General features: G+C 68.9%; 14 protein-coding genes. 7 read left to right on the top strand and 7 right to left on the bottom strand.

Annotation, left to right across the window (positions count from 1 at the left end; genetic code table 11):
- Positions 1 to 4: 4 nt before the first annotated feature.
- Positions 5 to 601, bottom strand: a complete 597-nt coding sequence (gene petA, locus AC5IG3_RS02895; protein ID WP_491904770.1) for a ubiquinol-cytochrome c reductase iron-sulfur subunit — start codon at positions 599 to 601, stop codon at positions 5 to 7.
- A 241-nt stretch (positions 602 to 842) separates the two neighbouring features.
- Here petA and mscL point away from each other — a divergent pair, with 241 nt between their 5' ends.
- The gene (gene mscL / locus AC5IG3_RS02890; RefSeq protein ID WP_491904769.1) at positions 843 to 1,262 is read left to right on the top strand and encodes a large conductance mechanosensitive channel protein MscL; all 420 of its coding nucleotides are present in this window, start codon (positions 843 to 845) and stop codon (positions 1,260 to 1,262) included.
- Between the two features lie 15 nt (positions 1,263 to 1,277).
- On the opposite strand, the gene AC5IG3_RS02885 is transcribed toward mscL, so the two are convergent.
- On the bottom strand, positions 1,278 to 2,474 hold the full coding sequence (locus AC5IG3_RS02885) for an amino acid aminotransferase (RefSeq protein WP_491904768.1): 1,197 nt from the start codon (positions 2,472 to 2,474) through the stop codon (positions 1,278 to 1,280).
- 243 nt (positions 2,475 to 2,717) lie between these two features.
- Here AC5IG3_RS02885 and AC5IG3_RS02880 point away from each other — a divergent pair, with 243 nt between their 5' ends.
- Positions 2,718 to 3,617 (top strand): response regulator, encoded by a 900-nt coding sequence (locus AC5IG3_RS02880; protein ID WP_491904767.1) that lies wholly within the window; start codon positions 2,718 to 2,720, stop codon positions 3,615 to 3,617.
- Here AC5IG3_RS02880 and AC5IG3_RS02875 read toward each other — a convergent pair.
- A complete protein-coding gene (locus AC5IG3_RS02875) occupies positions 3,601 to 4,527 on the bottom strand; it encodes a DMT family transporter (RefSeq protein WP_491904766.1) in 927 nt (308 codons plus the stop codon). The two genes, AC5IG3_RS02880 and AC5IG3_RS02875, sit on opposite strands and share 17 nt — an antisense overlap.
- A gap of 9 nt (positions 4,528 to 4,536) precedes the next feature.
- Positions 4,537 to 5,814, bottom strand: a complete 1,278-nt coding sequence (gene lplT / locus AC5IG3_RS02870; RefSeq protein ID WP_491904765.1) for a lysophospholipid transporter LplT — start codon at positions 5,812 to 5,814, stop codon at positions 4,537 to 4,539.
- Positions 5,815 to 6,008: 194 nt separating this feature from the next.
- Here lplT and alr point away from each other — a divergent pair, with 194 nt between their 5' ends.
- A complete protein-coding gene (gene alr / locus AC5IG3_RS02865; protein WP_491904764.1) occupies positions 6,009 to 7,136 on the top strand; it encodes an alanine racemase in 1,128 nt (375 codons plus the stop codon).
- Positions 7,137 to 7,199: 63 nt separating this feature from the next.
- Positions 7,200 to 7,694 carry an acyl-CoA thioesterase gene (locus AC5IG3_RS02860; protein ID WP_491904763.1) on the top strand — a complete coding sequence of 165 codons (495 nt, stop codon included), beginning with the start codon at positions 7,200 to 7,202 and terminating at the stop codon, positions 7,692 to 7,694.
- 12 nt (positions 7,695 to 7,706) lie between these two features.
- Here AC5IG3_RS02860 and AC5IG3_RS02855 read toward each other — a convergent pair whose 3' ends face one another.
- On the bottom strand, positions 7,707 to 8,339 hold the full coding sequence (locus AC5IG3_RS02855; protein ID WP_491904762.1) for a LysE family transporter: 633 nt from the start codon (positions 8,337 to 8,339) through the stop codon (positions 7,707 to 7,709).
- Positions 8,340 to 8,379: 40 nt separating this feature from the next.
- On the opposite strand from AC5IG3_RS02855, the gene arfB reads away from it, so the two are divergent.
- The 3 genes from arfB to AC5IG3_RS02840 are packed head-to-tail and all read left to right on the top strand — an operon-like array spanning position 8,380 to position 10,645.
- The gene (gene arfB / locus AC5IG3_RS02850; protein WP_491904761.1) at positions 8,380 to 8,790 is read left to right on the top strand and encodes an alternative ribosome rescue aminoacyl-tRNA hydrolase ArfB; all 411 of its coding nucleotides are present in this window, start codon (positions 8,380 to 8,382) and stop codon (positions 8,788 to 8,790) included.
- 18 nt (positions 8,791 to 8,808) lie between these two features.
- Positions 8,809 to 10,176 (top strand): DNA repair protein RadA, encoded by a 1,368-nt coding sequence (gene radA, locus AC5IG3_RS02845; protein ID WP_491904760.1) that lies wholly within the window; start codon positions 8,809 to 8,811, stop codon positions 10,174 to 10,176.
- A gap of 43 nt (positions 10,177 to 10,219) precedes the next feature.
- A complete protein-coding gene (locus tag AC5IG3_RS02840; RefSeq protein ID WP_491904759.1) occupies positions 10,220 to 10,645 on the top strand; it encodes a hypothetical protein in 426 nt (141 codons plus the stop codon).
- 1 nt (position 10,646) lies between these two features.
- Here the strand turns inward: AC5IG3_RS02840 and AC5IG3_RS02835 are convergent, their stop codons facing one another.
- Together AC5IG3_RS02835 and AC5IG3_RS02830 are read right to left on the bottom strand one after the other, a co-directional pair.
- Entirely contained in the window at positions 10,647 to 13,067 is a 2,421-nt protein-coding gene (locus tag AC5IG3_RS02835; RefSeq protein ID WP_491904758.1) for a response regulator, read from the bottom strand.
- Positions 13,064 to 13,564: a putative pterin-binding protein gene (locus AC5IG3_RS02830; protein WP_491904757.1), complete on the bottom strand. Its 501-nt coding sequence runs from the start codon at positions 13,562 to 13,564 to the stop codon at positions 13,064 to 13,066. Before AC5IG3_RS02830 ends, AC5IG3_RS02835 begins: the two co-directional genes overlap by 4 nt.
- Positions 13,565 to 13,590 lie beyond the last annotated feature (26 nt).

The raw sequence follows: 13,590 nt of genomic DNA, 5'->3' as shown, positions 1-13,590 counted from the left end.
CTCCTTAGGCCTTCTTGTCTTCGCCAATCAACAGCTTGGCGTCAGACAGGTACATATGGGGCGGCACTTCGAGGTTGTCTGGCGCCGGCTTGTTCTTGAAGACGCGGCCGGCCATGTCGAAGGTCGAACCGTGGCACGGGCAGAGGAAACCGCCTTGCCAATCATCGGGCAGCGACGGCTGCGGACCCGCCTGGAGCTTGTCCGACGGCGAGCAACCCAGGTGCGAGCAGATGCCGACCACCACCAGGTACTCGGGCTTGATCGACCGGGCAGGGTTGTTGGCGTACTCGGGGATCGGGTAGGCCTTGCGCTCGGACTTGGGGTCCGCCAACTGGCTGTCGAGCGCCGGGAGCGCGGCCAGTTGTTCAGGCGTGCGGCGCACGATCCACACGGGCTTGCCACGCCATTCGGCGGTGAGCTTTTCGCCGGGCTTGATGCCGCTGATATCAACTTCAACGGCAGCGCCTGCTGCTTTGGCGCGCTCGGAGGGCGTGAATGTGCTGACAAAAGGCACCGCGGTGGCAACGCCGCCGACAACGCCGGCACAGCCCGACGCGATCAGCCACGTCCGCTTGGCCTGGTCGACTTGCTGGTCACTCATGTGAATCCTCAGGGAAAAGAAGGTCCGGGGCAGATATGGGGACAACCCGAGATTCTAGTCGACCGAGGCTGTCCCTCCCCTGACCTGACTGTCGCGTCAATACTGGAACGGGGCCATGCACTGCGCCAAAAACAACATCACGCCTCGACATTGACACCCAAGGCAGAGCGTGAATACTGCGCATCAGGTGTCAGATTGCAAAATCTGACCGATTTTTCATCCAACACGCAGGAGTTTCAGCATGGGCATCGCAAGCGAGTTCAAGGAGTTTGCCGTCAAGGGCAATGTGGTCGATCTGGCCGTGGGCGTCATCATCGGTGGCGCGTTCGGCAAGATCGTCGATTCGCTGGTGGGCGACGTGATCATGCCGCTGGTCAGCAAGGTGTTCGGCGGCCTGGACTTCAGCAATTACTTCATTCCGCTCGCCGGCCAGACCGCCACCACGCTTGTCGAAGCCAAGAAGGCAGGCGCGGTGCTCGCCTACGGCAACTTCATCACCGTGGCGCTCAACTTCCTGATCCTGGCGTTCATCATCTTCATGATGGTCAAGCAGATCAACCGCATGAAGAGCGCGCCGGCACCGGCCGCACCTGCTGCGCCGGCCCCCACGCCCGAGGACATCACGCTGCTGCGCGAGATCCGCGACGCCCTCAAGCGCTGACCGGCTCGGCCGGCCTCAGACGGCCAGCACCTGGGCCATCGCCTGCGCGGTGGCCTCGACGTTGCCCGAGTTGAGCCCGGCCACGCACATGCGGCCCGAGCGCAGCAGGTAGACGCCCTGCTCTTCCCGCAGGCGGTCGACCTGCTCCGCGCTCAGGCCGGTGTAGCTGAACATGCCGCGCTGGGTCAGGAAGTAGCTGAAATCGCGCTCGGGCAGCTTGGCGCTCAGCACCGCGTGCAGTTGCTGGCGCATGGCCTTGATGCGCTCGCGCATGGCGCCCAGCTCCGCCTCCCATTCGGCTCGCAACTCCGGTGTGCCCAGCACGCGCGCCACGATCTGGCCGCCGTGGGTCGGCGGGCTGGAGTAGTTCTTGCGGATCGCCACCTGCAGCTGGCCCAGCACCAGTTGCGCCTCGGCCGCCGTCGGGCAGACCACGCTCAGGCCGCCGCAGCGCTCGCCGTAGAGCGAAAAACTCTTGGAGAAACTGTTGGCGACGAAGAACGCCACGCCGGCATCGGCCAGCGCGCGGATGGCAAACGCGTCCTGCGCCACGCCGTCGCCAAAACCCTGGTAGGCGATGTCCAGGTAAGGCAGCAACTCGCGCTCGGCCAACACCGGAATCAGCTCGCGCCATTGCGCCTCGGTCAGATCGACACCGGTCGGGTTGTGGCAGCAGGCGTGCAGCAGCACGATGCTGTGGCGCGGCAGGCCGCGCAGGGCGTCGAGCATGGCGTCAAAGCGCAGGCCGCCGGTGGCGGGGTCGTAGTACGGGTAGGTGTTGACCACGAAACCCGCGCCTTCGAACATGGCGCGGTGGTTGTCCCAGGTGGGGTCGCTGACCCAGACCTGCGACTGCGGAAAGTAGCGCCGCAGGAAATCGCCGCCCACCTTCAGCCCGCCCGAGCCGCCCAGCGTCTGGATGGTGGCGACGCGGCCGCTGCGCAGCGCCTCGTGGTCGGCGCCGAACAGCAGCTTCTGCACCTCGGTGCGGTAATTGGCGGCGCCCACCATCGGCAGATAGGGCTTGGCGCCGATGTGCTGCAGCATCTGCGCCTCGGCGCGGCGCACCGCGCCCATCACCGGCAGGGCGCCAGCGTCGTCGAAGTAGATGCCGATCGACAGGTTGATCTTGCCCGGACGCACGTCCTTCTGAAAATTCTCGTTGAGCGTGAGGATGGGATCGCCCGCATAGGCGTCGACATGTTCGAACATCTGAAACTCCAAAAAACGTCCGCAGAAACGCAAAGACAAGGCGGCGGATTATCGAGGCGGACGATCCCGGCCCGATCTGACAAAGGCGGCGCGCCGGAGGCGTCATCCCCCGCGAAAACCTGGGCCCCAGCCACCCGTGTTGAGGGGGGTGCTTGCCTTGACGGGGGTCAGCCCGGATCGAAGAATCCTTCTTGTCCGCCATCGCGTGTCACCCGACACCCACCGGACTCTCTGGAGTCTTTCATGCCCGCGCCGCACCAGGTGGCCTTCGTCGGTTTCAGCGGCTTCGAGCGCGCCACGCTCGAGAGCTATTTCCGCCTGGGCGACGGCAGCGCCAGCGCCTATCAGGTCTGCGCCGACCTGAGCCACAGCGACCTGGTGGTGGCCGACGCCGACCGGCCCGACGTGGTCTTTGCCGTCGGCCGCGCCGGCCGGGTGCGCGACACCATCTTCATCGGCGGCAAGCATGCGCCGCGCAACGGCGGCGTGCGCCTGCCGCGCCCGATCGATGCGCTGCAGTTGCGCCGCACGCTGGACGCCATGGCGCTGCGCCGCAACAACAGCCGCCGCACCGACCGGCCCGGCTCGCGCCGGCCGGACCGGCCCAGCGGCAGGGTGCAGCAGTGGGCACTGGACGCGATGGACGTGCAGGACTTTCACCGCAGCTCGGGCTTCAGCAACTCGGTGCTGATCGAGGGCGAATCCCGGCTCGATGAAGTGCTGGTCGTCAGCGGCAGCCCGGCCGAGCGCCGCCTGCTGTGCGACCTGCTCGACCGCTACGGCTACCCCGTCAACCTGGCGCGCGACGTCAAGGAAGCGCTGCACCTGACGCGGCAGCACGACTACGGCTTCGTCTTTCTGGGCCTGGCGCACAACAGCCAGGAAGGTTTCCAGGCCTGCCGCCTGATCAAGCGCCGCCCAACGCTGCTCGGCGTGGCGCCGGTGGTGATTGCGCTGGCGCACCGGCTGGCCGCCATCGACCGCATCCGCGCCACCTTTGCCGGCTGCGACGCCTACCTGAGCATGCCGCTCGACGAGACCGAACTGCTCAAGGTGCTGGCGCGCCACGACCGCACGTTCGAGCGGGTGTTCGAGCCGACTGCGCCGTTTCCCTTGTCAGCCGCACTCAGCCTGCAGCACTGACCGGGCGCTGCGGCAGCGCCGCCAGCAGCGTGGCCGCCAGGATCAAGGCGCCCCCCAGCAGCGCCGCACCGCTCAACACTTCGCCCGCCAGCCAGGCGGCCGAAACGGCGGCAAACACCACCTCCGAGGGCATGACCACCGCCGTGATCTGCGACGGCAACCGTGCCGCACCGTACTGCAGCGCCAGATTGGCCAGCAGAAACGCGCCCGCCAGCGCCAGCAGCGGCCAGATCCAGCCCAGCCAGGCGCTGTGCTGCACCGGCGGCCAGGCCACCTCTGCGCCTGAGGCCGTGGCCACCAGCGCCACCGCGCCCGGCACCAGCACGCCGCCCAGGAACATGGCCAGCGCGCGGCCGGTCTCGGGCCGGTCGGCCTCGCGCCGCAGCATCACGTTGAACAGCGCGAACATCACGCCACCCAGCACCGCCAGCGCATCGGCCAGGGCGCTGGGGGGACGGGCCGATGCGCCCGCGTCCGGCGACGGCTGGGCCAGCAGCACGATGGCCGCGCCCGCCAGCGCCAGCGCCACGCGCAGCCACACGCCGGCATGCAGGCGCTCGCCCAGCAGCCAGCGCGCCAGCAGCACCATCCACAGCGGCGCCAGATAGAACAGCAGCACCACGCGGGTGACTTCGCCGAGGGTCACGGCCCAGTTGAAGCAGGCGTTGGTGCCGCCCGAGGCCAGCAGGATCACCCACAGCGCGGGCGCGTTGAACAGCTCACGCAGACCGGACGGGCGCCACGCGATCATCACGACCGACGCCACCGCATAAAGCAGCGTAGTGGCCCACAGCGGATGCAGGCCGGCCAACTCCAGATGCCGCAGCGGCCACCACGACACGCCCCAGACGAAGGCGTTGACCAGCAGGCCCAGCACCGGCAGCGTGCCGGCCGTGAGCAGCCGGCTCATGTGCGCGGCTCAGTGGCCATCGCTGCGCGCCAGCGCCAGCAGGCGCTGCAGTTCGTCGGCGTGACGCACCGTGTTGCGGCGGTGCCAGCGGCCGATCAGCGCCATGACGCCCGCCACCAGCAGGCCGAAGATGGTGATGGCGCCAAACGCCGACATGCCGCCACGCGTCATGCCGGTATAGAACGCACCCAGCGCCAGGATGCAGGCCTGCTCGTTGAAGTTCTGCACCGCAATCGAGCGGCCCGCGCCCATCAGGTTGTGGCCGCGGTGCTGCAGCAGCGCATTCATGGGCACGACCAGGAAGCCGCCCAGCCCGCCCAGCACGATCAGGAAGGGCGCCGCCAGCCAGACGTTGTCGATGAAGTTCATCAGCACCACCAGCAGCCCCATCGCCACCCCCAGCGGAATGACGCGGGGGGCGTGTTCCAGCCGCATCGCCACGGAGGCGATCACCGCGCCCACCGCCGTGCCGATGGCCACCACCCCCACCAGCGACGAGGCCTGCGTGGTGCTGTAGCCCAGCGCCGCCGCCGCCCAGGCCAGCACGATGTAGCGCAGGTTGCCCGAGACGCCCCAGAACAGCGTCGTGGTGGCCAGCGAGATCTGGCCGAGCTTGTCGGTCCACAGCCGGGTGTTGCAGACCGAGAAGTCGCGCACCAGTTCCAAGGGCTTGTTCGGCAGCGGCACCAGCTCCACGCCGGTGCGCGGAATGTAGAGATTGAAGACCGAGGCGATGACGTAGAAGAGGATCAGCGAGGCGATCGCCGCCTCGGGCGCCGTGTCGATGCCGGTGTCGATCAGTGGCAGATCCAGGCCCAGCAGGTAGGGCGAAATGTGCGCACCCACCAACTGCCCGCCCATCAGCACGCCCAGGATGATCGAGGCAATCGTCAGCCCCTCGATCCAGCCGTTGGCCTTGACCAGCTGCGACGGCGGCAGCAGCTCGGTCAGGATGCCGTACTTGGCCGGCGAATAAGCCGCCGCGCCCAGCCCGACGATGGCGTAGGCCGCCAGCGGGTGGGTGCCGAACAGCATCAGCAGGCAGCCCACCACCTTGATGGTGTTGGACAGGAACATCACCCGCCCCTTGGGCACCGCGTCGGCAAACGCCCCCACGAACGGCGCGAGCACCACGTAGAACAGCGCAAACATCGGCACCAGCGCCGCGCGTTGCCATTCGCCTGCACCCGAGGTGCGCAGCAGTTCGACCGCTGCCACAAACAGCGCGTTGTCAGCCAGCGAGCTGAAGAACTGCGCTGACATGATGGTGTGAAAGCCTTTTTTCATCCGGCGCGGGTCGTTTGGACATCTCTGGGCCTGGGGCCTCGGACGTCGTGTTTAGGTGAGATGGCGGGTGTGGGCGACGAGACAAACGCGGCGGGTTATAGCACGCGACCCTGTCGGTCGAAGCCGGAACCCCCCTTCCTGCGGGAGGGCACAGGCGCCGCCGCGCGGCTTGTGGCCGCTGGCAAAATTGGACCATGCCACGTCCGATCGAAGCCCTGATAGACCCTGATGCCATCGCGCACAACCTGCGGCGCGCCCGCGCCCAGGCCCCCGACGCCCGACTCTGGGCCGTGATCAAGGCCAACGCCTACGGCCACGGCATCGAGCACGTCTACCCCGGCGTGCTGGGTGCCGACGGTCTGGCGATGCTCGATCTGGCCGAGGCGCAGCGCGTGCGCGCACTCGGCTGGCGCGGGCCGATCCTGCTGCTCGAAGGCGCGTTCGAGGCGCGCGACCTGGAACTGTGCTCGCGCCTGAACCTCTGGCACGCCGTGCACTGCGACGCGCAGATCGCCTGGCTGGCCGCGCACAAGACGCACCAGCCGCACCGCATCTTCCTCAAGATGAACAGCGGCATGAACCGGCTCGGCTTCACGCCAGCGGCCTTCCGCAGCGCCTGGGCGCGGCTGAATGCGCTGCCGCAGGTCGACGAGATCTCGCTGATGACGCACTTCTCCGACGCTGACGGCACCCGCTTCGGCGCCGACGGCATCGCCCAGCAGATGGCGGTGTTCGAGGCCGCCACGCGCGACCTGCCCGGCGAGCGCACGCTGAGCAACAGCGCCGCCATCCTGCGCCACGGCTCGCAAGCCGGCGTGCGTGCCGACTGGGTGCGCAGCGGCATCCTCAGCTACGGCAGCGCGCCCGACTTTCCCGCCCACGACAGCGCCCACTGGGGCCTGCAACCGGCCATGACGCTGCGCTCGCGCCTGATCGGCGTGCAGCACCTGCAGGCCGGCGACAGCGTCGGCTACGGCAGCAGTTTCGTGGCTGACGCGCCGCTGCGCATCGGCGTGGTGGCCTGCGGCTATGCCGACGGCTACCCGCGCCATGCCGGCACGGGCACGCCCGTGCTGGTCGACGGCGTGCGCACCCGCACCCTCGGCCGGGTGTCGATGGACATGCTGGCGGTCGACCTCAGCCCGGTGCCGCACGCCGACATCGGCAGCGAGGTCACGCTCTGGGGCCGTGGCCCGCACGGCAGCCTGCTGCCGATCGACGAGGTCGCGCACGCCGCCGGCACCATCGGCTACGAGCTGATGTGCGCACTGGCCGCACGCGTGCCGGTCAGCGTGGTGGCGGAGGATTCGGCCCCGGAATGAGCGTCATGGAACGGATCGTGCATAGGCCGACACCCTCTTCTTTCACCCGCTGAAACCCATCCCATGGACCTGCCTGCCCACCAACTCAACATGACGGTGCTGATGACGCCCGACATGGCCAACTTCTCCGGCAACGTGCACGGCGGCACCATCCTGAAGCTGCTCGATCAGGTCGCCTACGCCTGCGCCAGCCGCTACGCCGGCCGCTATGTGGTGACGCTGTCGGTCGATCAGGTGATGTTCCGCCAGGCCATTCACGTGGGCGAGCTGGTGACGTTTCTGGCCAGCGTCAACCACACCGGCACGTCGTCGATAGAGGTCGGCATCAAGGTCATCACTGAAGACATCCGCGGCCAGGTGGTGCGCCACGCCAACAGCTGCTTCTTCACGATGGTGGCAGTGGACGACCACGGCAAGCCCACACCCGTGCCGCCACGCCAGCCGCAGAACCCTGACGAGTTACGCCGCTTCGAGTCCGCCAAGATCCGCAAGCAGCTGCGTCAGGAGATGGAGCAGCGGCTGCGCGCCACCCGCCAGGACGGCGTGGCGCCGGCCTGAATCGGTGCGGCCTCAGGCCGCACGCTTGAAGGTCGCCAGCAAGGCGCCCACGCTCACGAACAGCGCGCCGAAGCAGCGGTTGAGCAAGCGGATGTGGTGGACCTCGCGCAGCGCGCTCAGCACCCGCGCGGCCAGCGCGGTGTAGCCGGCCATCACCACCAGGTCGGTGAAGCCCAGCGTCAGTGCGATCACGCCGTACTGCAGCGCCAGCGGCTGGCTCAACTCCAGAAACTGCGGCACCACCGCCAGCAGGAACACCGTGCCCTTGGGGTTGACGGTGTTGACCATCCAGCCGCGCAGCACCAGATGGCGTCGCCGCGTGGCGGCCACCGGCTCACCACTGGCGGCCACCAGCGGCTCGGCCGGTGCGCGCCACTGCTTGATGCCCAGCCAGACCAGGTAGGCCACGCCCAGCCATTTGACGAGGGCAAAGCCCATGCTGGACGCGGCAATCAGCGCCCCCAGGCCCAGCCCGACCACCACGATCTGGGTCCAGATGCCCAGCACCAGCCCGATCGTCATGAAGTAGCCACGCGCAAAGCCGTGGTTGATGCCCGAGCTCATTGCCGCCACCGCGCCCGCGCCGGGTGAGAGGCTGATGGCCCAGGACGCCGCAAAGAATGCCAACCAAGTGTGAAGTTCCATGCCGCTGTTTTAGCATGGCGCGCCGCCGAGCCCACCCGCCATGAAACCGCCGCACCGCATCCACATCGCCCCGCACGAAGTCCACATGACCGCCATCCGTGCCCAGGGCAGCGGCGGCCAGAACGTCAACAAGGTGGCCAACGCGGTGCACCTGCGCTTCGACATCCGCGCTAGCAGCCTGGCCGACGAGGTCAAGACGCGCCTGCTGGCCTGGCCCGACCAGCGCATCACCACCGACGGCGTGGTCGTCATCAAGGCGCAGGAGCACCGCAGCCTGCCCATGAACCGCGCCGACGCGCTCGCCCGCCTGCAGGCGCTGGTGCAGGAGGCCGCCCACGTCGACGCCGTGCGCCGCCCGACCCACGCCACCTGGGGATCGAAACAGCGCCGGCTGGAAGGCAAGAGCGTGCGCGCCGGCGTCAAGGCGCTGCGCGGGCGCGTGACGGACTGAGCACAGACAATCCCGCCCATGGCCCGCGAAAAAACCCAATACACCTGCCGCGAATGCGGTGGCACCAACGCCAAGTGGCTGGGCAAGTGCCCGCACTGCAACGCCTGGAACACGATGGATGAGGGCCTGGTGGAGCCGGCCGCAGGGACGACCAAGAACCGCTTCCAGGCACTCGCAAAGAGCCTGCCGGTGATCACGCTGGCTGACATTGATGCCACCGACATCGCCCGCACCCCCACCGGGCTGGAGGAACTCGACCGCGTGCTGGGCGGCGGCATCGTCGAAGGCGGCGTGGTGCTGATCGGCGGCGATCCCGGCATCGGCAAGAGCACGCTGCTGCTGCAAGCGGCCGAGGCGCTCTCGGCGCAGATGAAGGTGCTCTACATCACCGGCGAGGAGTCCGGCGCACAGGTCGCGCTGCGGGCACGGCGGCTCGGGCTGACCGGTGCGCAGTTGCGCGTGCAGGCCGAGATCGGGCTGGAGCGCATCCTGGCGACGCTGGACGCCGAGCGGCCGGCGTTCTGCGTCATCGACTCGATCCAGACGGTCTATTCCGACCAGCTCAGCTCCGCGCCCGGCTCGGTGGCGCAGGTGCGCGAGTGCGCCGCCCAGCTCACCCGCGTGGCCAAGACCAGCGGCTGCACCATCGTGCTGGTCGGCCACGTCACCAAGGAAGGCGCGCTGGCCGGTCCGCGCGTGCTGGAGCACATCGTCGACACGGTGCTGTACTTCGAGGGCGACACCCACAGCAGCTTCCGGCTGGTGCGGGCCATCAAGAACCGCTTTGGCGCGGTCAACGAGATCGGCGTGTTCGCCATGACCGAGCGCGGCCTGAAGGGTGTGGCCAACCCGAGCGCGCTGTTCCTGTCGACCCACGGCGAGCCGGTGCCTGGCGCCTGCGTGCTGGTCACGCTCGAAGGCACGCGGCCGCTGCTGGTGGAGATTCAAGCCTTGGTCGACAGCGGCGGCCCCAGCCCGCGGCGCCTGAGCGTGGGCCTCGACCGTGACCGCCTCGCCATGCTGCTGGCCGTGCTGCACCGCCATGCCGGCGTGGCCTGCGCGGATCAGGACGTGTTCGTCAACGCGGTGGGCGGCGTGCGCATCAGCGAGCCGGCCGCCGACCTGGCCGTGCTGCTGGCGATCCAGAGCAGCTTGCGCGGGCGGCCGCTGCCGCGCGGCTTCATCGCCTTTGGCGAGGTCGGCCTGGCCGGCGAGGTGCGCCCGGCGCCGCGCGGGCAGGAGCGGCTCAAGGAGGCGGCCAAGCTCGGCTTCAGCATCGCGGTGGTGCCCAAGGCCAATGCGCCCAAGAAGCCGATCGAGGGGCTGGAGATCCACGCCGTCGAGCGCATCGAGGAAGCCATCGACCTGGTGCGCTCGCTGGCCTGAGCCGGCGCCACGGCTGTTTAACCACGCTCTAACATCGGCGCCCATGAAATTCCGCACCCCACTCAATGGCCTGCTGGCCGGCTCGGCCCTCATCGTCGGCACCTGGATGTATGGCTGGCGCGGCCTCGTGCTGGGCGTGACCGTGGTGGTGTTCTGGGCTGTGCTGCAGTTCAAGCGCGCCACGCGGGTGATGCAGAACGTCGCGCAGCGCCCCAAGGGCCTGGTCGACAGCGTCGTGATGACGCAAAGCCGGCTCTCGCCCGGCATGGACCTGAGCGAGGTGCTGATCGTCACCGGCAGCCTGGGCGTGCGCGTGAACGGACGCGACGAATGGAGCTGGCACGACGCCGGCGGCGATCAGCTCGTGGTGGTGATGCGCCGGGGCGTGGTGGTGCGCTGGGAAGTCGCCCGGGCCGATGCGCCGGAGACCGGCCCGGCCTTGCCGCAGCCGGCGCCTGATTCAGACTGACTCAGCCTGAGACGGGCTGCGCCAGCAAGCCCATGCGCATGCAGAGCGCGCGGGCCTGCGTCAGTTCAGCGTCCAGTTGCACGGCGGAGGCACTGGCTTGCTCGGCCGTCAGGGCTTCGCCCTGGGACTCCAGCTCGCGCGCTGTATCCGCCAGTTGCCGCAGCCCCAGGCTGGCGGCGGCGCCCTTGAACTTGTGCGCGGCGGCCCGGACCTGCGCCGCGTCGTGCTCGCGCAGCACGGCCAGCAACTCGGCGATGCTGCCGGACTCATCGGCCAGGAAACCGCCCAGCAGCGACTGGTAACCCGCCAGCGAGACGCCGACGCAGACCTCGGCAATCGACTCCAGATCCAGCAGCCGCGCCGCGTCGCCACGCCTGAAGCGCACGCGCGGGGGCTTGGGCGGCTTGGGAAGAGCCGGAACAGCGGCCGCCTCGGCAGCAGGCGCCGCCGCATCGGGCGACTCGGCCACCAGCGGCGCGGGCGCCGTTTCAGCCGCGGCAGGCACCTCGGCCCGCGCACCGAAGTGGCGGCGCAGCAGGGCTTCGATGTCATGCAGTTGCACCGGCTTGGCGAGGAAATCGTCCATGCCGGCGGCCAGCACACGCTCGCGGGAATCGCTGAAGGCGTCGGCCGTCAGCGCGACGATGCGCTGGCGCGACGCCGCGCCACCGAGCTGCCGGATGGCGAGCGTGGCGGCCAGGCCGTCCATCACCGGCATGTGCACGTCCATCAGCACGATGTCGTAGCGCATGCGCTGCACCTCGGCCACGGCCTGGGCGCCGTTCTCGCACAGGCCGACGCGGTGGCCCAGGCGACGCAGCAGCGCCTGCATCAGCTTGCGGTTGACGGGGTGGTCGTCGACCACCAGCACGTCCAGCGGCTCGGTCGAGCGGGCTTGCGCATCGTCTGCCGGCGCAGGAGACGCGGCCGCCGGCAGCACGGCGGCGTCCACCGGCGCGGGCAGCGCCTGCAGCGGCAGCTCGACGGTGAACACGCTGCCCTGGCCGGGCGCGCTGCGCACGGAAATGTCGCCGCCCATCATGCGCGCCAGGGTGCGGGAAATCTCCAGCCCCAGGCCCGTGCCCCCGTAGCGGCGGTTGATGGTTTCGTCGCCCTGGGCGAAGCGGCGGAACAGCCGCTGCAGCGTCAGCGCATCCATGCCGATGCCGGTGTCGCAGATGCTCAGGCGGAAGCGGTCCGGCGCCGGTGGCGACTGGTCTGCGGCCAGCTCGGCGGTGTCAGGCGCCGTGGCCGCCACCGCCGTCACGCGCTCCAGGCGCAGCGTCACGCCGCCTTGCGCGGTGAACTTGAGCGCATTGCCGATCAGGTTGTAGAGCACCTGCTTGAAGCGGATGTCGTCGAGCAGCACCCAGCGCGGCAGCAGGTCCGCACCTTCGACCGCCCATTGCAGGTGACGCGCGCGCGCCTGCGGCGCCATCAGTGCGTCGATGTCGGCCAGCAGGCGGTGCAGGTCGGTGACGCGCGGCTCGATCTCGATGCGGCCGGATTCGAGCTTGGAGATGTCGAGCACGTCGTTCAGGATCGTCAGCAGGTGCTCGCCCGATTCGCGCGCGGTGCGCAGGTGCTCGATCTGCTCGAAGTCCAGGCGCGAGCTCTGCAGCAGCGACAGCATGCCCAGCAGGCCGTTGAAGGGCGTGCGCAGCTCGTGGCTCATGTTGGCCAGGAACGCGCTCTTGGCGCGGCTGGCCTGCTCGGCGTCGTTGCGGGCTTCCTGCAGGTTCACGGCCAGCTCTTCGAGGCGCTGGCGCCGGTTCTGCAGCATGCGCAGCTGCCGCACCACGAACACCGCGAACAGCAGCGTCAGCAGGCACTGGAACACCGTCAGCCCGATGGCCATGCGGTTCTGGTCGCGCACGGCCTGGTTGCGCTGGCTGGTCTGGTCGGCCACGGTGTGCAGCATCTGCAGCGAGAGGTCGTGGATCAGCCCCTCCAGCCTGGCCAGCCGGGTGTCGATCTCGGCCCAGGTGCGGGTGTCGAGCGGCGGCGTCGCGCCCAGCGACAGCAGCGGGTCGGCAAACGCGACGAATTCATTCAGCGCCGCGCGCACGGTGTGCTGCACCGGCAGCAGCGGCGTCACATCGCGGGTACGCTCCGGCTCGGCCAGATTGACGCGGCTGACGAAAATTTCGTAGCGCTGCTGGATGGCGTCCAGGCGCCCGGCCTCGGGGTGGAGGGCCATGGGCTGCACCAGCTGGCGCAGCCGCAGGTGTTCGGTCTCGAGCTGGAAGACGCTCCAGACCGCGTTGTCGCCCTTGTAGCGGACAGTGGCGTTGAGCAGGGAAATGGACTGCGCCTGCAGCCACCCGACCCCGGCAAACGCCAACAGCAAGACGATGCCGATGAGCAACAGCGCCCAGTTCCCGGTTCGACTGGAGCGGCTGACGCGACCGGCTTCGATCACTCGACTTCCAGACTCTTGAGCTGCCAGGCGGCGCGGCTGTAGTACAGCTCGGAGCGCAGCGCCTCGTTGCTGTCGAACGGGTAGATGATGAACAGCGGGCCCTTGTCGCGCACGGGCATTGGCTTGTCGTCCATGAGGCGGGCCATCACCACGTCAAAGCGCTTGCTGTCCTCGACCGGCAACTCGACCTTGTAATCATTGAGCGCCACGGCGCGCAGCGTCTTGCCCTGGGCGCCCACGGCCGCCAGCACGTCGCGCAGCAGCGGGCCGGTGAATTTGCGCGGCTCCTTGTACCAGGGCGTGTTGGTGGTGAAGCTGTGCTGCGGCAGGGCCGCGAGCATGTCCATGTCGAATTCGGCGCGCTCGCCCGCATTGCGCTGGCTGATGCGGCCCGTAACGCTCAGCACGACGCGTGACTTGGAACGATCCAGCGCGCGCACTTGCGGCAGCACGGCCAGACCCAGCAGACCGGTGATGAGATGACGACGTTGAAGCATGAAGACCTCCGGAGAGACAAAAGTGG

The organism is Leptothrix sp. (in: b-proteobacteria), assembly GCF_965250675.1.
GTDB lineage: Bacteria > Pseudomonadota > Gammaproteobacteria > Burkholderiales > Burkholderiaceae_C > Sphaerotilus.
Note: the sequence above shows the minus strand (reverse complement) of the source record. Positions and strands in the feature narration are given on the sequence as shown.